At 73.4% G+C, this 21622-nt stretch carries 23 protein-coding genes and 2 tRNA genes; 19 read left to right on the top strand and 6 right to left on the bottom strand.

The genetic code is table 11. The features are described from left to right. Positions 1–29 precede the first annotated feature (29 nt). From ABD774_RS02745 to ABD774_RS02775, 7 genes are all read left to right on the top strand, one after another. Positions 30–1226, top strand: a complete 1197-nt coding sequence (locus ABD774_RS02745; RefSeq protein WP_345037368.1) for a PucR family transcriptional regulator — start codon at positions 30–32, stop codon at positions 1224–1226. A gap of 136 nt (positions 1227–1362) precedes the next feature. Next, positions 1363–2289: an ACP S-malonyltransferase gene (locus tag ABD774_RS02750; protein WP_345037370.1), complete on the top strand. Its 927-nt coding sequence runs from the start codon at positions 1363–1365 to the stop codon at positions 2287–2289. Then, entirely contained in the window at positions 2286–3302 is a 1017-nt protein-coding gene (locus ABD774_RS02755) for a beta-ketoacyl-ACP synthase III (protein ID WP_345037373.1), read from the top strand. The genes ABD774_RS02750 and ABD774_RS02755 overlap by 4 nt, the downstream gene beginning before the upstream one ends. A gap of 90 nt (positions 3303–3392) precedes the next feature. Further along, positions 3393–3644, top strand: coding sequence for an acyl carrier protein (locus ABD774_RS02760; RefSeq protein ID WP_345037375.1), 252 nt, complete (start codon positions 3393–3395; stop codon positions 3642–3644). A gap of 111 nt (positions 3645–3755) precedes the next feature. Next, complete coding sequence (locus ABD774_RS02765) at positions 3756–4988, top strand: beta-ketoacyl-[acyl-carrier-protein] synthase family protein (RefSeq protein WP_345037377.1); 1233 nt, start codon at positions 3756–3758, stop codon at positions 4986–4988. Positions 4989–5121: 133 nt separating this feature from the next. After that, positions 5122–5811 (top strand): response regulator, encoded by a 690-nt coding sequence (locus tag ABD774_RS02770; protein WP_345037380.1) that lies wholly within the window; start codon positions 5122–5124, stop codon positions 5809–5811. Then, the gene (locus tag ABD774_RS02775; protein ID WP_345037382.1) at positions 5808–8423 is read left to right on the top strand and encodes a DUF4153 domain-containing protein; all 2616 of its coding nucleotides are present in this window, start codon (positions 5808–5810) and stop codon (positions 8421–8423) included. Before ABD774_RS02770 ends, ABD774_RS02775 begins: the two co-directional genes overlap by 4 nt. Positions 8424–8491: 68 nt before the next feature. Here the strand turns inward: ABD774_RS02775 and ABD774_RS02780 are convergent, their stop codons facing one another. The 5 genes from ABD774_RS02780 to ABD774_RS02800 all read right to left on the bottom strand — a co-directional run bounded on the left by ABD774_RS02780 (position 8492) and on the right by ABD774_RS02800 (position 12194). Beyond that, entirely contained in the window at positions 8492–8992 is a 501-nt protein-coding gene (locus ABD774_RS02780) for a DUF3145 domain-containing protein (protein WP_345037384.1), read from the bottom strand. 130 nt (positions 8993–9122) lie between these two features. Further along, complete coding sequence (gene def / locus ABD774_RS02785) at positions 9123–9611, bottom strand: peptide deformylase (RefSeq protein ID WP_345037386.1); 489 nt, start codon at positions 9609–9611, stop codon at positions 9123–9125. Positions 9612–9662: 51 nt separating this feature from the next. Then, on the bottom strand, positions 9663–10316 hold the full coding sequence (locus tag ABD774_RS02790) for an SGNH/GDSL hydrolase family protein (RefSeq protein WP_345037389.1): 654 nt from the start codon (positions 10314–10316) through the stop codon (positions 9663–9665). 134 nt (positions 10317–10450) lie between these two features. Beyond that, entirely contained in the window at positions 10451–11626 is a 1176-nt protein-coding gene (locus ABD774_RS02795) for a tyrosine-type recombinase/integrase (RefSeq protein WP_345037391.1), read from the bottom strand. After that, positions 11613–12194, bottom strand: a complete 582-nt coding sequence (locus tag ABD774_RS02800) for a helix-turn-helix domain-containing protein (protein ID WP_345037393.1) — start codon at positions 12192–12194, stop codon at positions 11613–11615. Before ABD774_RS02800 ends, ABD774_RS02795 begins: the two co-directional genes overlap by 14 nt. Before the next feature lie 202 nt (positions 12195–12396). Here ABD774_RS02800 and ABD774_RS02805 point away from each other — a divergent pair, with 202 nt between their 5' ends. The 7 genes from ABD774_RS02805 (at position 12397) to ABD774_RS02835 (ending at position 15819) form a co-directional block, all read left to right on the top strand. Continuing rightward, on the top strand, positions 12397–12696 hold the full coding sequence (locus ABD774_RS02805; protein WP_345037395.1) for a helix-turn-helix transcriptional regulator: 300 nt from the start codon (positions 12397–12399) through the stop codon (positions 12694–12696). A 58-nt stretch (positions 12697–12754) separates the two neighbouring features. After that, positions 12755–13672: a hypothetical protein gene (locus ABD774_RS02810; protein WP_345037397.1), complete on the top strand. Its 918-nt coding sequence runs from the start codon at positions 12755–12757 to the stop codon at positions 13670–13672. 157 nt (positions 13673–13829) lie between these two features. Further along, positions 13830–14063 carry a hypothetical protein gene (locus ABD774_RS02815; protein ID WP_345037400.1) on the top strand — a complete coding sequence of 78 codons (234 nt, stop codon included), beginning with the start codon at positions 13830–13832 and terminating at the stop codon, positions 14061–14063. After that, entirely contained in the window at positions 14050–14436 is a 387-nt protein-coding gene (locus ABD774_RS02820; protein WP_345037402.1) for a helix-turn-helix domain-containing protein, read from the top strand. The genes ABD774_RS02815 and ABD774_RS02820 overlap by 14 nt, the downstream gene beginning before the upstream one ends. Further along, complete coding sequence (locus ABD774_RS02825) at positions 14433–14630, top strand: hypothetical protein (RefSeq protein ID WP_345037404.1); 198 nt, start codon at positions 14433–14435, stop codon at positions 14628–14630. The genes ABD774_RS02820 and ABD774_RS02825 overlap by 4 nt, the downstream gene beginning before the upstream one ends. Then, positions 14627–15286 carry a hypothetical protein gene (locus ABD774_RS02830; protein ID WP_345037407.1) on the top strand — a complete coding sequence of 220 codons (660 nt, stop codon included), beginning with the start codon at positions 14627–14629 and terminating at the stop codon, positions 15284–15286. Before ABD774_RS02825 ends, ABD774_RS02830 begins: the two co-directional genes overlap by 4 nt. A 44-nt stretch (positions 15287–15330) precedes the next feature. Continuing rightward, positions 15331–15819 (top strand): hypothetical protein, encoded by a 489-nt coding sequence (locus ABD774_RS02835; RefSeq protein ID WP_345037408.1) that lies wholly within the window; start codon positions 15331–15333, stop codon positions 15817–15819. Between the two features lie 347 nt (positions 15820–16166). Here ABD774_RS02835 and ABD774_RS02840 read toward each other — a convergent pair. Then, positions 16167–16240: transfer RNA gene (locus tag ABD774_RS02840), tRNA-Ile, on the bottom strand. A gap of 67 nt (positions 16241–16307) precedes the next feature. On the opposite strand from ABD774_RS02840, the gene ABD774_RS02845 reads away from it, so the two are divergent. From ABD774_RS02845 to ABD774_RS02865, 5 genes are all read left to right on the top strand, one after another. Continuing rightward, complete coding sequence (locus ABD774_RS02845) at positions 16308–16817, top strand: hypothetical protein (RefSeq protein ID WP_345037411.1); 510 nt, start codon at positions 16308–16310, stop codon at positions 16815–16817. A gap of 59 nt (positions 16818–16876) precedes the next feature. Next, positions 16877–16949, top strand: a tRNA-Asn gene (locus ABD774_RS02850). 454 nt (positions 16950–17403) lie between these two features. Then, a complete protein-coding gene (locus tag ABD774_RS02855) occupies positions 17404–18414 on the top strand; it encodes a glycosyltransferase family 2 protein (RefSeq protein ID WP_345037413.1) in 1011 nt (336 codons plus the stop codon). Then, on the top strand, positions 18411–19406 hold the full coding sequence (locus ABD774_RS02860; protein ID WP_345037415.1) for a glycosyltransferase family 2 protein: 996 nt from the start codon (positions 18411–18413) through the stop codon (positions 19404–19406). The genes ABD774_RS02855 and ABD774_RS02860 overlap by 4 nt, the downstream gene beginning before the upstream one ends. Then, positions 19403–21619: a PKD domain-containing protein gene (locus ABD774_RS02865; RefSeq protein WP_345037417.1), complete on the top strand. Its 2217-nt coding sequence runs from the start codon at positions 19403–19405 to the stop codon at positions 21617–21619. The genes ABD774_RS02860 and ABD774_RS02865 overlap by 4 nt, the downstream gene beginning before the upstream one ends. Positions 21620–21622: the final 3 nt, after the last annotated feature.

Here is a 21622-nt window from a genome sequence, read left to right on the forward strand (position 1 = left end):
TGGCGCGTCCCTGCCCTATGCTCGCCCCCATGACCACGAGCGAGCGCGCCGGGCGCGAGGTCGGCAGCTCCGACGTCGTCCGGAGGCTGCGCGGCGGGACCGACATGCTCACGTCCGCGGCGCTCAGGAGGCTCGACGCGGAGCTGGACTGGTACCGCCAGCTGGCCGCGGAGGACCGTTCCTGGATCGGGCTCGTCGCCCAGGCGGGCATCGCCGCCTTCATCACCTGGTACGAGGAGCCGCAGGCCGGCACGTACAACGCGCAGGAGATCTTCCGCGCCGCCCCGCCCGAGCTGACCCGCTCGATCTCGCTGCAGCACACCCTCCAGCTCGTTCGCATCGTCGTGGAGGTGGTGGAGGACAACGCCGTCCAGCTCGCCGAGCCCGGCCAGCAGCGGGACCTGCGCGACGCCGTGCTCCTGTACTCGCGCGAGGTGGCCTTCTCCGCCGCCGAGGTCTACGCCCGCGCGGCGGAGACCCGCGGCGCCTGGGACGCGCGCCTGGAGGCGCTGGTCGTCGACTCCCTCGTGCGCGGGGGCGACGAGTCCCTGCGCGCACGCATCTCGGCGCTCGGCTGGTCGGGCCGTGGCGGCACGCTGGTGGTGGTGGGCCAGGCGCCCGCGGAGATGGACGAGCGACGCACCGCCGACCTGCGCCGCGCGTGCCGGCGCGCCGCCCAGGACGCCCTGGTCGGCATCCAGGGCGACCGGGTCGTCGTCGTGCTCGGCGGCGACGGCGACCTGCGCGCCGCGGCCGCGTCCCTGCTTCCCCGCTTCGGACCCGGCCCGGTGGTCCTCGGCCCGGAGGTGCGCGAGGTCGGCGACGCCGGGCGCTCCGCCCGCGCCGCCCTCGCCGGGCTGATCGCGGTCCACGCCTGGCCCGGGGCACCCCGGCCCGTGCCCGCCGACGAGCTGCTGCCCGAACGGATGCTCAACGGCGACCCGCTCGCGCGGCGCACGCTCGTGGAGGAGCTCTACCGGCCGCTCGTGGCCGCGGGCGGACCGCTCGTGCAGACCCTGGAGGAGTATCTCGCCCAGGGCCGTTCGCTCGAGGGCGCCGCCCGCGCGCTGTACGTCCACCCCAACACCGTGCGCTACCGGCTGCGCCGCATCGGGCAGGTCGTCGGCTGGGACCCCACCGACGCGCGCGAGGGCTTCGTCCTGCAGGTGGCGCTGGCGGTCGGGCGCCTCGCGCAGAGCGGCTCCCGGCACAGCGGGCTGCTGTGACCCGGGCCGCCGCCCGGCACGCCGGGACGCGCCGTGACCTGCGCCACGCGTTTGTAGGGAATCGACAACAGGTCCGTTTCGACTTCGTAGGCGTCGTAGGCGCGGGCAGCCCGGGCGCGGTTGGCATGGTTGGACGGTGCTAGCCCTCCTCTGCCCCGGTCAGGGCGCCCAGACCCCCGGCATGCTCGCTCCCTGGCTCGAGGTGCCGGAGCTGCGGCAGCGGCTCGAGCGCTACGCCGAGGTCACCGAGCTCGACCTGCTGAGCCTGGGCACCACCGCGGACGCGGACACCATTCGCGACACCCGCGTCGCGCAGCCGCTCATCGTCGCCGCCTCCCTGCTCAGCCTCCACGCCCTGGCGCTCGAGGACGTGCCCGAGGCCGACGTCACGGCCGGCCACTCGGTCGGCGAGCTGGCCGCCGTCGCCGTCGCCGGGGTCCTCACCGACGAGCAGGCCCTCGTCCTCGTGCGTGAGCGCGGCCGGGCCATGGCCGACGCCGCCGCCGCGCGCCCGACCGGGATGACCGCCGTCGTCGGCGGGAAGCCGGAGGAGGTGACCGAGGCGCTCGCCCGCCACGGGCTGACCGCGGCCAACGTCAACGGCGGCGGCCAGGTGGTCGCCGCCGGCACCACCGAGCAGCTTGACGCGCTGGCCGCCGACCCGCCCGCCCGCGCCCGCGTCATCCCGCTGCAGGTGGCCGGTGCGTTCCACACCGAGCACATGGCCCCCGCCGTCGAGCGCGTGCGCGACGCCGCGGCCTCCCTCGCCCCGGCCGACCCTCGCCTGACCCTGCTGTCCAACGCCGACGGCGCCGTCGTCACCTCGGGCGCCGAGACCCTCGAGCGCCTGGTGACGCAGGTCGCCAACCCGGTCCGCTGGGACCTGTGCTGCGAGCAGCTGCTCGCGCTGGGGGTGACCGGCGTGGTCGAGCTGTGCCCCGGCGGCGTCCTCACCGGACTCGCACGACGTACGCTGCCGGGGGTGGAGACCGTGGCCGTGAAGAGCCCCGGGGACCTGCCCGCCGCACGCGACCTGATGACCCGCCACGGAGGAAACCGATGACCCGACCGACCCTGCGCGCCGCGCAGCCCGTCCAGCACGCCCGCATCCTGGGGGTGGGTGGCGTGCGGGGCGAGAACGTCGTCGTCAACGACGACATCGTCGGTCCCATCAACTCCTCCGACGAGTGGATCCGCCAGCGCACGGGCATCGTGTCCCGGCGCCGGGCGGGCGCCGACGTCACCGTCGCCGACCTCGCCGAGGCGGCCGCCCGCGAGGCGCTGGCCGCCGCCGGGCTCGAGGGCTCGGACGTCGACACCGTCCTGGTCTCCACCGTGACGTGGTTCGAGCAGACGCCGTCCCTCGCCGCCGTCATCGCGGACCGCATCGGGGCGACGCCCGCACCCGCCTACGACATCTCCGCCGCCTGCGCGGGCTACGCCTACGGCATCGCCCAGGCCGACGCGCTCGTGCGCGCCGGCACCGCCCGGCACGTGCTGGTGATCGGCGTCGAGAAGATGTCGGACTTCATCGACCCGACCGACCGCTCCATCAGCTTCCTCCTCGGTGACGGCGCGGGCGCCGCCGTCGTCGGCCCCTCCGAGGAGCCGGGCATCGGCCGCACCGTGTGGGGCTCGGACGGCTCCGCGGCGACGATGATCCGCCAGACCCACTCCTGGCTCGACTACCGCAACGCGGAGCCCGGCGACGACGTGGAGTGGCCCACGCTGCGCCAGGAGGGCCCGTCCGTCTACAAGTGGGCGGTGTTCCAGATGACCCCGGTCGCCGAGCAGGCCATCGAGGCCGCCGGGCTGCGGCCGGAGGACATCGACGTGTTCCTCCCCCACCAGGCGAACATGCGGATCATCGACCACATGGTCAAGAAGCTCGGGCTGCGCGAGGACGTCGTGGTGGCCCGTGACATCGCGGAGACCGGCAACACCTCGGCCGCGTCCATCCCGCTCGCCACCGAGCGCCTCCTCCGCGAGGGGCAGGCCAAGAGCGGGGACATCGCCCTGCAGATCGGCTTCGGCGCGGGCCTGGCCTACGCCGCGCAGGTCGTCGTCCTGCCCTGACCCCCCGCGCGCCCGCCTGGCGGGCGGGTGGCCACCCCCTTCAGACTGTCAACCGACAAATCAGCAGCAACCAACGAAACGGAGCACCCCATGGCTTACAGCGAGCAGGAGATCCTTGCCGGCCTGGCCGAGATCGTCAACGAGGAGACCGGCCTGCCGACCGAGTCCGTCACCGCCGAGAAGTCCTTCACCGACGACCTCGACGTCGACTCGCTCTCGATGATGACCATCGCGACGCTGGCCGAGGAGAAGTTCGACGTGCGCATCCCGGACGAGGAGGTCGGCAACCTCAAGACCGTCCAGGACGCCGTCAACTACATCAACAGCGCCCAGCAGGCCTGAGGTCCGCCCGGGGGTGCACCGGCCGGTGCACCCCCGCGCCGCACCTCGCCCCTGCTGACCCCCCGTCCCCCGCCCTCCCGGGCGGCCCCCACCGAGCCTCTGGAGCAACGCATGGCACAGCCCACCGTCGTCATCACCGGTCTGGGCACCACGAACCCCCTCGGCGGGGACGTGGCCACCACCTGGGACATGGTCCTGGCCGGCAAGTCGGGCGTGCGCACGCTGGAGAACGACTGGGCCGAGCGGTACGAGATCCCCGTGAACTTCGCCGGCACCCTCGCCGTCCCGGCCGACACCGTGCTGCCCCGCCCCGAGGTGCGGCGCATGGACCCCTCCGCCCAGTACGCGCTCGTCGCGGCCCGCGAGGCCTGGGAGGACGCCGGCAGCCCGGAGGTCGACGGTGAGCGCCTCGGCGCCGTCGTCGGCTCCGGCATCGGCGGCGTGTGGACGATCCTGGACGCCTGGGACGTCGTCAAGGAGAAGGGCGCCCGGCGGGTCATGCCGCTGACCGTGCCCATGCTCATGGCCAACTCCCCCGCCGCGAACATCTCCGTGAAGTTCGGTGCGAAGGCCGGCGCGCACGCCCCCATCTCCGCCTGCGCCTCCGGCGCCGAGGCCATCGCCCACGGCGCGGAGATGATCCGCAGCGGCCGGGCCGACGTCGTCATCGCCGGCGGCACCGAGGCCGCCATCCACCCGCTCCCCCTCGCCGCCTTCGCCAAGATGCAGGCGCTGTCCACCCGCAACGACGACCCGGCGGGCGCCTCGCGCCCGTACGACGTCGACCGGGACGGCTTCGTCATGGGCGAGGGTGCGGGCATCGTGGTCCTCGAGTCCGCCGAGCACGCCGCCGCCCGCGGTGCGCGCGTGCACGCCGTGCTCGCCGGGGTCGGCATGAGCGCCGACGCCTTCGACATCGCCCCGCCGGACCCCACGGGCGCCGGGCAGGAGCGGGCGATGCGCATCGCCCTGGCGGACGCCGGGCTCGAGGCCGAGGACGTGGTCCACGTCAACGCGCACGCCACCTCCACCCCGGCCGGCGACGGCGTCGAGGCCGCGGCGATCGGCCGCGTCGTCGGCGACGCCACCGCCGTCTCCGCCACGAAGTCCATGACCGGGCACCTGCTCGGCGGGGCGGGCGCGCTGGAGACCGTGCTCACGGTCCTCGCCGTGCGCGAGCGGCAGGCCCCGCCGACCATCAACGTCGCCAACCTCCAGGACGACATCACCATCGACCTGGTGCGCGACACCCCGCGCGCGCTGCCCGACGGGCAGATCGCGGCCGTGAACAACGCGTTCGGCTTCGGCGGGCACAACGTGGCCCTGGTGGTCACCTCAGCCTGACCGGACTCCCGCCCGACGGCGCCCCCTCCCGCCCGGGAGAGGGCGCCGTCGTCCGTCCTGCCTGCGGAACTCTTCACACAACCTCCACACGGCGCGGGCAGGACCTCCCGCGGGCCGCTCCTAGGCTCGGGGCATGACCGAGGACGCCGCACGGACCCTGCTCGTGGTCGAGGACGACCCGACCATCAACCAGGCCCTGACCGACCGGCTGGTGGCCGAGGGCTTCCGGGTGGTCCAGGCCTACGACGGGCCCGGCGCCGTGGCCGCCCACGCGGAGCACCGGCCCGCCCTGGTGGTCCTCGACGTGATGCTGCCGGGCTTCGACGGGCTCGAGGTATGCCGGCGGGTGCAGGCGACGCGCCCGGTGCCCGTGCTCATGCTCACCGCACGCGTCGACGAGACGGATCTGCTGGTGGGCCTGGGCGTCGGCGCGGACGACTACGTGACCAAGCCGTTCCGGCTGCGCGAGGTGGTCGCGCGGATCCGCGCGCTCCTGCGCCGCGTCGACCGGGCCCACGAGCTGGCCGGGACCTCGGTGCCCCGCCTCGTCGTCGGGGACCTCGCCGTCGACCGGGCCGGGCGGCGCGTCAGCGTCGACGGCGAGCCGGTGCACCTGACGCCGCTGGAGTTCGACCTGCTCGTCGCCCTGGCCACCGCCCCGGGGACCGTCCGCAGCCGCGAGGAGCTCATGAGCGAGGTGTGGGGCTGGGCGGACGCCCGGGGCACCCGCACCCTGGACAGCCACGTCAAGGCGCTGCGCGCGAAGATCGGCGCCGCCCGGGTCCGCACGGTCCACGGCGTCGGCTACGCCGTCGAGGCGTGACCGTGGCCCCCCGGCGGGACCGCCCGCTGGACGGCATCGGCTCCGTCAAGGTCAAGTTCGGCGTGCTCGTCGGGCTGAGCATCGTGGCCGCGGCGCTGGTCTCGGAGATCGGCGACCGCGCCGGCGTGCCGCCGTGGCTCACCGTGCCGGTCACCGTGGCCGCCGCCCTGGCCGTCACCCAGTGGCTCGCCCGGGGCATGACGTCCCCGCTGCGCGAGATGACCCACGCCGCCGCGCGGATGGCGACGGGCGACTACTCGACGCGTGTCACCGCGACCTCCGCGGACGAGGTGGGCACGCTGGCCCGGGCGTTCAACACGATGGCGGTCGACCTCGCCACCGCGGACCAGCAGCGCCGCGAGCTGGTCGCCACCGTCTCCCACGAGCTGCGCACGCCGCTCGCGGCGCAGCGGGCTCTGCTGGAGAACCTCGTCGACGGCGTCGTCCGCCCCGACGACGCGGCGCTGGGCAGCGCGCTGGCCCAGTCCGAGCGGCTCAGCGACCTGGTGGCGGACCTGCTCGACCTCAGCCGCCTCGACGGCGGCGCCACGACCCTCGCCCTCGGCCCGGTGGTCGTCGCGGATCTCGTGGACAGCGCCGTCGCCGAGGCCCGCATCGCCCGCGACGTCCGGTTCGTCACCACGGTCAGCCCCGGCCTGGTCGTCCGGGGCGACGCCGCGCGGCTGGCCCAGGTCGTCGTCAACCTGCTGGACAACGCGGCGCGGCACTCCCCCGCCGGCGGCGAGGTCGCCGTGCGCGCCGGCGAGCAGCCGGCCGGCGAGTGGTTCCTCGAGGTCGACGACGACGGGCCCGGCATCCCGCCCGAGCGCGCGCAGCAGGTCTTCAGTCGCTACTGGACGGCCGACGAGGGCGGCGGCACCGGGCTCGGTCTCGCGATCGCGCGCTGGATCTGCGAGCTGCACGGCGGCTCCATCGCCGCGCTGCCGCCGCTCGCCGACGGCCGCGGTGCCCGGGTCCGGGTCGTCCTCCCGCGCGACCCGCAACCCCCGGCCACCGCCGATCCCGAGGAGCCCACCATGACCGCACCCGCCTCCCCCGCCGTGCCCGGCCCGCCCGCGCGGCCGCCGCTGCCCGACCCGCTGCCCCAGCCGCTGCCCCGCCCGCTGCCCCGCCCGCTGCCGGCGGGCGACGGTGCCCGAGCGGCGCGCACCACACTCACGGAGTCGATCTTCGGTGTGCTGTGGCCCGAGGAGGGACCGAGGACCGCCCCGCTGCAGCTCTTCGGTGCGCTGGCCGTCGGGACGTTCGCCGCTGCCGTGCTGCCCGAGCGGCCGCTCGGCCTGGGGCTGCTGCTCGTGCTCCTGCTGGGCGGGGCCCTCGTGCTGCGCAGCTCCGTCCGCCGTGCGCGGCCCTGGACCCTCTTCTCGGCCTTTCTGTGCCTGGGGCTGGGCTCGCTGGTCGTGCTGCGCGCGGCCGAGTGGCTCGCGGTCCTCGGCATGCTGGTGGCCGCGGTGCTGGTCACCACGGCGCTCACCGGCGCCCGCAGGCTCGTGCCGATGGTGGCCGCCGCGGCGGCGTGGGTGCTCGCGGCGGTCCGCGGCCTCCCGCTGCTGGGCCGCACGCTCACGGCGACGAGCAGCCACCGCCTGCTGTGGCCCGTGCTCCGCACCGCCGCCGTCTCCCTCGCGGCCCTGGTGGTCTTCGGCGGCCTCTTCGCCTCGGGCGACGCGATCTTCGGGTCCTGGGTCGCGGCGCTGATGCCCGACCTCGCCTGGGACTCGCTGATCCTCCGGTCCTTCGTGCTCGTCGTCGTCGCCGGGGTGGTGCTGACCGGCTGCTACGTCGCGCTCAACCCGCCGCGGGTCGAGCGCCTCGGCCTGCCGGAGCCGCGCCCCGTGGCGCGCCCGTGGGAGTGGCTGGTCCCGGTGGGCGGCGTCGTCGTCGTCCTCGCCGCCTTCGTGACGGCGCAGGCGTCCGCGACGTGGGGCGGCCACGACTACGTCCGCCGCGTCACGGGGCTGAGCTACGCCGACTACGTCCACCAGGGCTTCGGCCAGCTCACGGTGGCGACCGCGCTCACCCTGGCCACGGTGGCCGTCGCCGTGCGGAAGGCCCCGCGCGCCACCCCGCGCGACCGTCTGCTGCTCCGGCTCGTGCTCGGTGCGCTGTGCCTCCTGACCCTGGTGGTGGTGGCTTCGGCCCTCTTCCGGATGTCGGTGTACCAGCAGGCGTTCGGCTACACGGTGCTGCGGGTGCTGGTGGACGCCTTCGAGCTCTGGCTGGGGCTCGTGGTGGTGCTCGTCATGGTGGCGGGCTGGCGCTGGTCGGCCGCGTGGCTGCCGCGCGCCGCGCTCGCCTCCGGCGCCGCGTTCCTGCTGGCCATCGGCCTGGCCAACCCCGAGGCCTGGGTCGCGCGGCAGAACATCGAGCGCTACGAGGAGACCGGGAAGATCGACACGCACTACCTGGCCACGCTCGGTCCGGACGCCACCCCCGCCATCGTCGAGGGCCTGCCGGCCAGCCTCGCCCGCTGCGCCGTCGGGGTCCCGGACGGCGCGCGCACCGGCGATCTGCTCTCGTGGAACCTGGGACGGGAGCGTGCCGCCGGGCTGACGCCGGCCGGGGGCGCGGACCGGACCGGCTGTCCCTGAGCGGGCGGGCGAACGACGACGGCGCCGCCTCCCTTCCCCGGTGAGGCGGCGCCGTCGTCGTGGTCGGTCTAGCCCACCCGGTGCAGCCAGCGGACCGGCGCACCGGCCCCGGCGTAGCGGAAGGGCTCGAGCTCGTCGTCCCACGCCTGGCCCAGGGCGAGGTCGAGCTCGTGGCGCAGTCGCGCGGGGTCGGCGGCGTGGACCAGCGCCGCGCGGACACGGTCCTCCGGGACGACGACGTTGCCGTGCGCGTCCGTCTGGGCGTGGAAGATCCCGAGCTCGGGGGTGTGCGACCAGCGTCCGCCGTCGCAGCCCGGGCTCGCCTCCTCGGTGATCTCGTAGCGCAGGTGCGTCCAGCCGCGCAGGGCGGAGGCGAGGCGTGCACCGGTTCCCACCGGCCCCACCCAGGAGTGCTCGGCACGGAACATGCCGGGCGCAGCGGGCTGGGGCGTCCACTCGAGCGACACGCGGGTGTCGAGCACCGTCCCCGCGGCCCACTCGATGTGCGGGCACAGCGCACGGGGCGCAGAGTGCACGAAAATGACGCCGCGGGTGAAGGCACCACTCATGTCGACTCCTCCTGGTCTGTTCGAGGTACGTCTTCCCCAACGACCTCTCGCCTGACCAGGCGTGACATGTTCGCGCGGCGAACAGGCCCCATCATGCCCGAAACCGGTGCGACGCGCCACACCCCACGGGTCACAGCTGCTCGCGGACCGCCTTCATCGCCTTCTTGCGCACGCTCCGCTCGAGCCGGTCGAGGTAGAGCATGCCGTCGAGGTGGTCCACCTCGTGCTGGAGGCAGCGCGCCATGAGCTCCTCGCCCTCGACGACGACGGGCCGGCCGTCCAGGTCCATGCCCTCGACGCGGGCGTACCAGGCGCGCTTGGTCGGGAACCACAGCCCGGGGACCGAGAGGCAGCCCTCGTCCCCGTCCTGGAACTCGTCCTCGGAGAGCTCCACGATGCGCGGGTTGAGCACGTAGCCGATCTCGTCGTCGATGTTCCAGGAGAAGGCGCGGAGGTTCACCCCGATCTGGTTGGCCGCCAGGCCGGCCCGGCCGTCCTCGTCGACGGTCTCGAGGAGGTCCTCCACGAGGGAGCGGACTCGGGCATCGATGTCGGTGACCGGCTCGCACGGGGTGCGCAGCACGGGGTCACCGACGACTCGGATCTCACGCATCGCCATGCTGCGTATCGTTTCACGCCGGGCCCGGTGGTCCCTAACCGCCCGCGCCCGTCACTGACCGCCGCCGTCGAGCACGACCTCGCGGATCGCCTCGCCGAGAACCCGGGCGCCCGCCTCGGTGGGGTGCAGGCCGTCCGAGGCCATGCCCTCCGCGAACCGGCCGCCCTGGCGCAGGCCGGCCGGTGCGTCCACCCACTCCCACCGCTCCTCCGCGGCGAGGTCCTCGAGCTCGACGTTGAGCTCGGTGGCCAGGTGCGGCGCCGCATCGATCGGCGGGACGGCGGAGAGCACGACGCGTTGCGCGCCGACGACCTCGGCGACGCGGCGGAGATTGTCGCGCGTGCACTCGGCCGGCTCGCCGGAGCCGACGTCGTTGGTGCCGGCGACGATGACGAGGACGTCTGCCTCGACGGGCTCGACCGCGGCCGCCATCTGCGCCGTCGTCGCACCCCACCGGGCCCACCCGCCGGCGAGGACGACACCGTCGCCCACCGCGTGGTGGACCCACGACTGCGGGCCGAGCCGCCCGGCGTCGAAGTCGGGGCTGTCGGCCTCGGTGATCGAGTCGCCGACGACGGCGAGCCGGACGGCGCCGGCCTGGGAGGTCGCGGCGTCCGGGGCCGGGTCCGGCCGGCCCGAGCAGCTCGCGGGGAGGAGAGCCGCCACGAGGGCGAGCACCACGGCCGCGACGCGCACCTCGGTCACCTCCCGCCTCGCAGGATCCGGGACTTCGCACGGCGGACGGTGCCCCCGGCGGGGCTTGAACCCGCGACCGACGGATTATGAGTCCTCTCCTCATGCACCGTCGGCCGGACCGCTCGGGAGAGCATCACCGCAGGTCAGACCGCTTGCGCGACCTCATCTCGGACCAGCGGGACCACCCCGACGGCGTCCCTAGTCCGCAAAAAGTCCGCACGAGCCACGAGAGCGGCCTCGCCGAGGCGGTCGACGTACTGGTGAACGTCGCCGGGGTACAGGTGCCCGTAGCGGTCCAGCGTGATCGAGACCGACGCGTGCCCGAGCATCTCGGACAGCACCTTGGGTGGCGTGCCCGCCTGAATGTGGAGCGAGGCGCACGTGTGCCGCAGATCGTGGGGCCGGAACACGTCGCCGCCGTCCTGAGCCGCGATCCCGACCGCCCGCACGGCGGGATCGAATACCCGCGTCCGCCAGTTGCCGAGCCGCAGGTCTCCGCCGTCCGGCGCCGTCAGCGCCCGATCCTCGCCGCCCCTGCCTGCGAGCGTCGGCGCCAGCATGTCCATGAGCCACGGCGGGACCGGCACGCGGCGGACGCTGCTGTCCGTCTTGGGCGTGCCCTCGATCAGCACGCCGCCGACCTCGGACAACGTGCGGTTGACGTGCATCTCTCGCCGCAGGACGTCGACCTCGGAGACCCGCAGCGCGGCGAGCTCTCCGAACCGCAGCCCGCACCACGCGAGGATGAGCACCTCGAGCGCGTGCCGCTCCCCGACCGCGTCGGCGAGCGCCCACACCTGCCCGCCGGTGAGCATCCGCGCCGGCCGCTCGGTCCGCTTGGGCAGGCTCGGCAGCTCGACGCCCCGCGCCGGGTTGTGCGGGATGCGCCGGGACCGCACAGCCATGTCCAGCACCTGCGAGAGCACGATCCACGCCTGACGGGTCCGCGACGCCGAGAGGCCCGACCCGTGCAACCGCTGTACCCATGCCGCGACGTCCTCGTGCCGCACGCTCGACAGCGGCACCCGTCCCCATGTCGGTGCCACGTGGTAGCGCAACAGGCTTTCGTAGGACGTCCGGGTGCTGTGCTTCAACCGCACCTTGGATGCGAGCCACTCGGCGCCGTACTCGCCCACCGTGACCTTGCCCGACGTCGGGTCGGTCCACTCGCCGCGCCCCATCTTTGCCGTCTCGGCAGCGAGCCACCGTTGCGCGTCCGTCTTGCGGTCGAAGTGCCGTGCCCGCTCGCGCCCGTCCGGGCCTCTGTACCTTGCCCGCCAGCGCCCGTCCTGGCGCTTGGCGACGCTACCGCTTGCCATGTCTGTCTCCTCGGTTCGGTGCCAGTGCGCGACCGACGTCGCGCCGTATTTCGCGCAGCTCGGCGAGCACGCGCCCGTAGTCGCCCCGCCGCAGCGTTTCGACCTCGGCTCGCAGTTGCCGCAGCGCCCCGCCGTCCGCGTCGACGGCGTGCGGGAACGGGTCGACGTCGTCCTCGCGGTACATCAGCCGACGCGACTGCCACGCCGCGTAGCGCCGTCCGCTCGGGTCCGGCTGCTCGGCGAGCCACCACGGGATCGACTGCTCTGCCCACGACCACGCGTCGTGGCCGCTGACGCTCTCGCTTGGCGTGACCGCGAGGCGCGGGCCGCGCTCGCCCTTCGGTGACTCGCTGTCGTCCCGCTCGGGCGGCAGCATCAGCCGCAACGGCGAGACGTCCAGCGCCGCCGCCAGCGCCACCACGTCATCGAGGCTCGCGCGGCGCGTGCCGTTCTCGACCTTGGCGACCGTGCTCGCCGGGAGCGGATAGCCGAGCTCGGCGAGCTCGGTTGCGAGGACCCGTTGCGTCAGTCCTGCCGCCTCGCGCAGCGCGGGCAGGTTGCGGCGCACGTACTCCGACGCCGGGACCGCCTCGGGCAACGGGTCCGGGAACGCGCCTGCCCGGCCCTCGCCGGTTCTCTCTGCTGGCATTTCGGACGATCCCTCTCGGTAGATGCTTCCGTAATCGCAGCATAGGTGCTAGCACAATCGCAGTCAACGATGACAGCGTGTGTCTCAGCCGATCCAACGGCACCGACCGAGGGAGGACACGATGCCTGGCACCACCGACAGCCCGTGGCTCAGCACCGCCGCGCTAGCCGCAGAGCTCGACATGCCCGAGTCGACGTTGCGCTACTGGCGCCACGTCGGCAGAGGACCGCGCGGACTCAGGCTCGGACGGCAGGTCCGCTACGCCCGCGCCGACGTCGAGTCGTGGCTCGAGCATCTCGCCGCCGAGGAGGACGCCGCGCGACCGGATGCGGACCCATTGCGGACCAGCGGCCCTGCCAGCCGCGCCGGCATGACCCCGGCGAGCCCCCGACCTGCGACGACGCGCAAGCGGACCGCCTGAGACCGACGGACTAGCAGTCCTCTAGCCCCTCCCCGAGGCACGAAAGGCGGTGAAGGTCATGACCACCACGACGACGCGCAGCGCCCTGCCCGGTCGCATGGTCGACCTCATCCGCGACGGCGTGCCACCGGCCGACCTCCGGGCCAAGGGTGATCGGGCGGTGTGGGCCGCACTCGTCAAGACCGCCGCCAGCTCGCAGCAGCGGGGACACACCTACGCGGAGTGGGCCGCGATCGTCACGGACGCCAAGAGCGCCCTCGGACGACAGGCGAGCATCAGGGCGGGCCGCGACAAGGTCAAGAGTCCCGCCGCCCGGGAGAAGACCCTCCGCAGCGCCTGGGACGCCGCCGCGAGGTGGCTCAAGGATGCCCCGGCATCGTTCACCCGGGAGACCGTCCTCGCCCACGTCGCCGCCGTCCGAGGATGGGCCGGCGACGCGGACGCCGACCTCGACGACCACGAGCGCATGGTCCTCATCGCCGCGTGCGACGTCGCCGAGCGCAACGGCACCACCCGGCCCGCCATGCCCCGACGAGCGGTCAGCGAGGCCACCGGCCTGGGCGAACGGACCGTGCGCACCACCCTCGCCGCACTCGATGACCGGGGCATCCTCCGCCTCGAGGTCCCCGGTCGCGGGGGCGCGGAGGGCAAGCGTCGCGCCGGGCTGTACCAGCTCCCGACCGCCGACGTCATGGCCGACGCATACCTGTACCGGGAAACCCGGTCTATGGGACACCCCGCCCAGGTCTATGGGACCCCACGGGACGCATCCGCTGGGACCCCCGCACAGGTCTATGGGACCCCCGACACCGAAGGGACCACCACCATGGTCACGCTCACCCTCACGGCGGCCGACCCGGAACAGCTCGCCCTGGCCCTGGCAGCGATCACCCGGGACCCCGGCGTGCAAGTGATCACGTCGGCCTCCGACGACAGCAACGTCGTGGAGCTCGCCAGCGTGCGGCGGTCATCGTGATCACCCTCCCGGGCCTCGAGCGAGACCCCTCGGACCTCGGACTCTCCGTCCTGCCGGCCGACCCGCCCCACACCTGCGACGGCGGATGGATCGACCGCGACGCCGCGCGACCCTGCCTCACCTGCCGCCCCTGGCTCCGCCGAGAGGACACCCCACGATGACCACCCCGCCCGCCGACGGCCGCCGCCTGGTGCAGCTCAGCCGCCGCGACGCGACCGGGTACGGCGCACGCGTCCTCGACGTGATCGGCGACGCCCTCGGCGCCAAGCTCGCCCTCGACACGCGCGACACACCCCTACCCGACGTCGCCGCCGCACTCTGGCGCGTCGCGGACGCCGCCGTCCTCATCGCCGACGACCTCGAGGCGGTGGCCACCAATGGCCGCGAATGACCGCGCCGAGGCCCGCTCGCAGGCTGTCGCCCTTGGCGTCGCCCGTGGGCACACCTACGCCGAGATAGCCCGCGACAGCGGCCTCAGCGAACGCACCGTGCGCCGCTACGCCAACGCGCCCGGTTTCACCGCCGCCGTGGCCGAGGCCCGCGCCGGCATCTACCGCGACGCCGCCGACCGACTCGCAACCGCCGCGACGGAGGCCGTGACCGTGCTCAGGCAGCTCATGACGGGCGCCGCGTCCGAGCCGGTCCGTGCCCGCGCCGCCCTCGGACTACTCGGCGAGGCCCTCCGCTACCGCGAGGCCGTCGACGTCGAGCACCGCCTCGCCGCCCTCGAGACACACCTAGGAATCGGAGGAGACCCATCGTGAACAGACACGCCGCCCGACTCACCCGCCTCGCCCGTCGCGTGCCGAGGCATCAGCACCCCGGCGAGATGGACGACCGCGCCTTCCTGCTGTGGGCCGCCAACGAGATAGACGCCGGCCGCATGACCCTCACCCCCGAGCAAGCAAGCCGCCTCGCAGACATCGAGGACGAGATCCGAAAGGGCACGAACCGATGAGCACCATGACCCCCACCCGTACCCGCGCCGTCCGCCTCGACGCGCACGACGCCGACCTCCTGCACCTGCGCGTGCTCAAGCCCGGCACCTTCAACGGCAACGTGAAGATCACCGCGCGGGACCTCGGCGACCTCGCCGCCCGCTTCGCCGAGCTCCGCCCCGTGTTCACCCCGCCCCTGCGCGTGGATCACTCCTACAGCGTCGACAGCGTCGTCGGCTGGCTCGAGACCGTCAGCATGGGCACCGGCCCGGACCCGTCCGCAGGCGGCGCCGAGGTCCCGTGGCTCACCGCGACGGCCCGCCTCGCCGGCACCGCCGACGCCCGCAAGCGCCTGCGCGACGACGTCGAGGGCGGGCGCCTGGTCAACATCTCCGCCGAGCTACAGCCCTACGAGACGAACGCCGGGAAGAAGTACCCGCGCATCCTCTCCGGTGCCGCCCTGGTCGACATTCCCGCCGTCGAGGGCGCCCGCGTCGTCCTCGCCCGCCAGAGGCCCGCCACGGGCTCTCTGGCCGCCCTCCTGCCCCTGTCCCTCACCCCGGCCGCGTTCGGCGCCCGGTGGGCCGCCCTGAGCCACGAGCAGCGCAGAAGCGAGGAAGGGCAGACCGCCTACGAGCTGTGGCGGCTGAACCACCAGCGCCGGACCTCCCGATGACCCCCGCACGTCCCCGCACCACCAACCGAAAGCGAGACACCATCATGAGCATCTTCACCCGCAAGGCCGAGGCCGCCGCCCGCGCCGCCAAGGCCCAGGCCGCCGCCGAGGCAGCCGCCGCCGACCTCGCCGCGATCGAGGCGGAGGAGACCCGCAAGCGCCGCGCCCGCCTGGACGAGTACGACCGTGCGACGGTCGACACGTGGGACGCGCAGCGCGTGAGCGACGAGCTCGCCGAGGCCCGCGCCCGCCTGACCGACGCGGCGCTCGCTACGCCGTTCTTCGCCGCCCTCATCGACTACGCAACCGAGCGCACCGACGCCGCCGACAAGGCCCGCACCGTGCGCGACGCCGCCCGCCGCCTCGGCATCGAGGACGACGTCGACCTCGGCACCCACCTCTACGGAGGCGGTATCGCCGACCTCCAGACCGTGTTCAGCGACGTGCTCGCCGACGTCGTCAACCGCCGCCGCGAGACCACGCACGCCGAGCGCACCGCCGCCCGCGCCGCCTACGTCGAGGACCTCGACTAGGCAACACGTAGACCCCTGCCGACGGGAACGGCAGGCGCTAACCAACCCCCGCCCGGTACCTCATCGCCGGGTGCGGGGAGGTTGGCAGAGGGTCCCGGGCCTGGAAACCCCGAGACCCTCACAGAGAGGCCCCGCAGGCGGGAACCGGCGGGGCCTCTCGCTTGTCCTCAGACGCGCGGGATTAGGCCGCTGTGGTGCCCCTCGAGCGGTCCGCGCTCGGTCCGCAGATAGTCCGCACGAGGCCCGAAAACGACCCGATACAGCCAACGTCAGCCAACGGACATAGGTAAGGCCCGGACCCCGACCTTTCGGCGAGATACCGGGCCAAACCGTTGTCCTGACTAGGGTGCCCCCGGCGGGGCTTGAACCCGCGACCGACGGATTATGAGTCCGCTGCTCTGACCGGCTGAGCTACAGGGGCGCGCGTGGCGGTCCGGCGCCACGACGCCGTCCAGCGTACCGGTGTACGGACGGTTACCGTGTCCATCATGATTCTTGGCCGCCGCCCCGCCAAGCTGCCCCGCGAGGTCAGCACCCGCCTGGACCGTTCCGACGACCCGCTCGCCTGGGCGGAGCTCACCGACGGCAGGTGGGCGGTCGTGACGACGCGGGCGCTCGTGCTGGCCGAGGCCGCCGGCGTCAGCGGCCGGTACCCGTGGCACACGGTCGAGCACGGCCGGTGGGACGGCGAGGCCCGCGAGTTCACGGTGACGTGGGTGGACGGCGCCACCGTGCCGCTCGTGCTTCGCCCCACCAGTGACGAGGTCGATCACTTCACCTCGGTGCTGCGCGAGCGGGTCCAGTCCTCCGTGGTGCACACGGAGAGCATGGACACCCCCGGCGGCGCGTTCGTCCGTGTCAGCATCCGCCGCGACGAGTCCGGCGGTCTCCTCTCGCAGCTGACCGCGCAGGGGCCGTTACGGGGGGACGACGCCGAGCGCCAGCTGATCGACGACCTGGAGCGCCGGGCACGCGCAGCTGTGGGCCTTCCCACATGAGCACCGCCCTCCCGTGGTCAGGAGCGCCCTCGGTTCTTTGCTAAAGTCTCATCTCGCGATCCCGCGTAGCTCAATTGGCAGAGCATCCGACTGTTAATCGGACGGTTACTGGTTCGAGTCCAGTCGCGGGAGCAGAAAAGGCCCGGAACCCCAAGAGGTTCCGGGCCTTGTTTCGTTGGCGGGTCGGCGTCCACGTGCTGCCAGCCGCCGCGTTGGGCGCTGGTCGTCCGCTTCTGGTCACCCCCAGGGTGAGGGCTGGCAGAAATGAGCCGTTCATCCAGAAGGTGCGCGGTGTTTCCACCCAGGCCTCCTGTCTACTTGGTCGATCTCCAGAAGAACGAACAGGACGACGACGCACCGGGAGTGCCTTCCCACCCTGGAGACGGTGCGACCAACTGAACATCCGACCAGTCCGCCAGTCACCTGCTCCCCGGGCGCGCCTCTCCACGAACCTGACGCCGCGAGCGCCGGGACGTGGCCGAGGCCCGCGCAGGCGCCGGGGCCTGCACCGCCCGAACGGCGGTGGCGGCGGACAGGAGAACGAGTCGGCCTCGCCGACCCGACGTCAGGAAAGGGGTTCCGTCCCGTGAGTTCCTCCCCCACGGTCCGACCCGACCACCGCCGATCCCAGTCGCTGAAGCCCCTCCCGAAGGAGACGTACGAGGGCACCCTCGCCGCGATCGCTGACTCCCACCCGCTGGAGACGGCACTGCTCGTCGCGCCCGACAACTCCCCCGCCGCCAATCGCGCCGCGCCGCCTGCCTCCGTCACGCTGATCATTCCCGCGCTCAACGAGGCGGAGAACCTGCCCTGGGTGCTCGAGCGGATCCCCGCCTCCGTGCACGAGGTGATCCTCGTCGACGGTTACTCCACGGACGAGACGGTCGCCGTCGCACGCCGGTGCCGTCCCGACATCCGCGTGGTCCAGCAGCGCGGGCGTGGCAAGGGCATGGCGTTGCGCACCGGCTTCGACGCCGCGACGGGCGACTACATCGTCATGATGGACGCGGACGGGAGCATGCACCCGGGCGAGATCGACGACTTCGTCACCGCGCTCGCCGACGGCTACCAGTTCGTGAAGGGCTCGAGGTACCTCCCCGAGGCCGGCTCGACGGACATCACCCGGCTGCGAAGCTGGGGGAATCGTTGCCTCGTCACCGCGGTGAACACCATGTTCGCCGTCCCGTTCAGCGACCTGTGCTACGGCTTCGTGGCGTTCCGGCGGGACGTCCTTCCCCTGCTCCAGCTCACGGCCCACGGCTTCGAGATCGAGACGGAGCTGATTCTCCACGCGGTCAAGGCTCGCCTGCGCATCGCCGAGGTGCCGAGCATGGAGCTCCAGCGCCGGAACGGGGTCTCCAACCTCAACACGTTCAGGGACGGCGGGCGGGTGTTCCGCACCCTCGCCCGCGAGCGCCTTCGCCGGCGTCCTCCGTTGGTCGTGGACTCCCTCCACCGGCGCCGGAGCTCGGAGGCCGAGGTCACGCTCGCGGTGGTGGCGACACAGACCGAGGTGACGACCCAGACGGAGGTGACGACGTCTGTCACCCTGGCCGTCAAGACAGTCGTCCCCGCCGACGAGCCCGCGAGGCCATGACGGAGCGGACCGGGGCGCAGCCCGGAGCGCCTCCCGAGCACCTCGCCGTGTCCGCGGTGGTCTGCGCGTACAAGGACGAGCGGTGGCCCTTGACGCAGCGCGCCGTCAAATCCTTGACATCCCAGACCCGCCCCGCTGAGGAGATCATCCTCGTCGTCGACCACAACGACTCGCTCCTGCGCCGGGCACGTGCCGCTCTCCCCGATGTCGTCGTCCTGCACAACGCCGGTGCCAAGGGGCTCTCCGGCGCGCGGAACACCGGCGTGTCCGCCTCCGCCGGAGACGTCGTGGCCTTCCTCGACGACGACGCGGAGGCCGCGCCCGACTGGCTCGAACGAATGGTGCGGCACTACGACGACCCGGGCGTGCTCGCGGTGGGCGGGCAGGTCAGGGCCCGCTGGGCGCTGGGACGCCCGGCCTGGTACCCGGCGGAGTTCGACTGGGTCGTCGGGTGCTCCTACCGCGGTCAGCCGACGTCGCTGGCCGAGGTGCGCAACCCCATCGGTGCGGCGATGTCCTTCCGCAGGACCGTCTTCGAGACGGTGGGCGGCTTCGACGTCACGGTGGGCCGCGTCGGCGCGCTGCCCGTGGGCTGTGAGGAGACCGAGCTCTCGATCCGCGCGCGCCGCCGCTGGCCCGAAGGCCGCATCCTGCACGACCCGTCTGCCGTCGTCGAGCATCACGTGCCGGCGTCGCGCACCAACGTGCGATACCTCCTGAGCCGCTGCTGGTCGGAGGGCGTCTCCAAGGCCCGGGTGGCCCGTCTGACCGGCGCCGACGCGGCCCTCCAGAGCGAACGCGGGTACGTCGGACGCACGCTGACCTCCGGCGTCGTCCGGGAGCTCGCCGCAGTGCGGGGACGTCGGGATGTGCACCGCCTGGCGCGGGTCGCGGCGATGGCCGCCGGGCTCGCGAGCGCTGCCGCCGGGTACACGCGGGGAAGCTTGCACCCCCGCACCGTCATCACCGCCTCCACCGAGGGAGCATCATGAGAGCCAAGGCCGACACCCGAGCCGGAGCGACTCGCACGGTCGGGTCGCGTCCGCGCAACGCCCTCGCTGCCCTGCTCGCCGCTCTCCTGCTGTGGGCGCTCGCAGCGGCGCCGCCGGCCATCGCCGACACGGGCGACATCGGGTACCAGGGTCCGGCGTACAACGGCTCCGGGGGTGCACCCACTGCCGACAAGCCGCAGTCCAAGCTCTGGTTCAACGACGGCACGTGGTGGGCCGACATGTTCGACACCACGAGCAGGACGTTCCACATCTTCCGGCTCGACCGGTCCGCACAGACGTGGGTGGACACCGGTACCCGGCTCGACGACCGCCCGGGCACCCGCGCCGACGTCCTCTGGTCGGGCGGCAAGCTGTACGTGGCCTCGGCCGTCCGGGCGAGCTCGTCGACGGCGAACACCACCGGACAGCCCGCACGGCTGTACCGCTTCTCCTACGCCTCCGGCACGAAGACCTACACGCTCGATCCCGGGTTCCCGGTCCCCATCAACAACGTCTCCAGCGAGTCCCTCACGCTCGACCGCGACTCCCAGGGCACGCTGTGGGCCACCTGGACCCAGGCCCAGAAGGTCTACGTCAACTCGACCACGACGTCCGACAGCGTCTGGGGCACGCCGTTCACGCTCCCGGACGCCGACGCGAACAACCTCAGCGCGGACGACATCTCCGCGCTCGCCGCATTCGGCAACAACCGGGTCGGCCTGATGTGGAGCAACCAGACACGGTCCACCGTCTACGTCGCGACGCACCGCGACGGCGACGACCGTGCCACGTGGACCACCAGGGTGGCGGCCTCCGACCCGCGCTTCGCCGACGACCACATCAATCTCCGCCAGCTCGAGGGAGACGACCTCGGTCACCTGTTCGCCGTCGTCAAGACCGGTCACGACGACGACGGCCCGACCGCGTCGCAGGTCGAGGTCCTCGCCCTCAACACCGGCAGCGGGAACTGGGAGCGCCACGTCTACGGGACCGTCGCCGACTGCCACACCCGGCCGATGCTCGCCATCGACTCGACCAGCCGCATGCTCCACGTCTTCGCGACGGCCCCGACCGACAGCGGGTGCCCGTTCTCCGGCGCAGCAGGGAGCATCTACGTCAAGTCATCCCCGCTCGACCAGGTGTCCTTCCCGGCCGGACGCGGCACGCCCGTCATCCGTGACGCGGACTCGCCCAACATGAACGACGCGACGGGGACGAAGCAGAACGTCACCTCCACCACCGGGCTCGTCGTGCTCGCGGGCAACGACTCCACGAGCCGCTACTGGCACGCCGACGTCCCGCTCGGCGGGACCAGCCCCACCGTGCGGTTCACGGCCACCCCGAGCAGCGGCACCGCACCGCTGGACGTGCAGTTCACGGACAGCTCGACCGGCGCCCCCACCTCCTTCGCCTGGGACTTCGGCGACGGGGCGACGTCGACGGCCCAGAACCCGCGCCACACCTACCAGGAGCCCGGCGTGTACACGGTCACCCTGACCGTGACCACGGCCAGCGGGCAGAGCGCGTCCGGGAACGAGACCGTCACCGTGGAGGCGGCGCCCCCCACCGGCAACGACGAAATCGCCTTCGGCGGCTCGACCTTCAAGGCCCAGAGCAGCGCGACCCAGTCGGTCACGCTGTCGAAGCCGACGGGCACGAGCGCAGGGGACGTCCTCGTGGCGGGCTTCACCGCCGACAATCTGCCGGGGGTGACCGTCCCGGCAGGATGGACGCCGATCCTCCCCTCGGCGCTCAGACCGTCGAACAGCAGCACGGTGGTCGCCTACTACCGGGTGGTCACCGCCGCGGACGACGCCGTCGCGAGCTGGACCTGGACGTTGTCCACGTCGCAGAAGTGGGGTGGCGGCATGAGCCGCTACACGGGCGTGGACACCTCGCACCCGCTCGACACCACCGTCGCGACGGCGGTGAACCACTCGACCTCGGCGAAGTCCGTCACGGTCCCCGCCGTGACCACCACCGTCGCCGGCGCGATGCTCGTCGGAGGGATCGGCGCGGACGGCGCCACCCCGGCCACCACGCCCCCGGCGGGCTGGACGGAGGCGTGGGAGAGCGGCGGGGGGAAGACGGCGGAGCACGCCCAGTCGCTCGCCCCTGCGGCCGGCTCCAGCGGCGCACAGACCTGGACCATCAACCAGGGACGCTCGATCGCCGGATGGATGACCGCCCTGCGGCCTGCACCGCCGTCGTGAGGC

It is taken from the genome of Georgenia daeguensis, assembly GCF_039537705.1.
GTDB classification, from domain to species: domain Bacteria; phylum Actinomycetota; class Actinomycetes; order Actinomycetales; family Actinomycetaceae; genus Georgenia; species Georgenia daeguensis.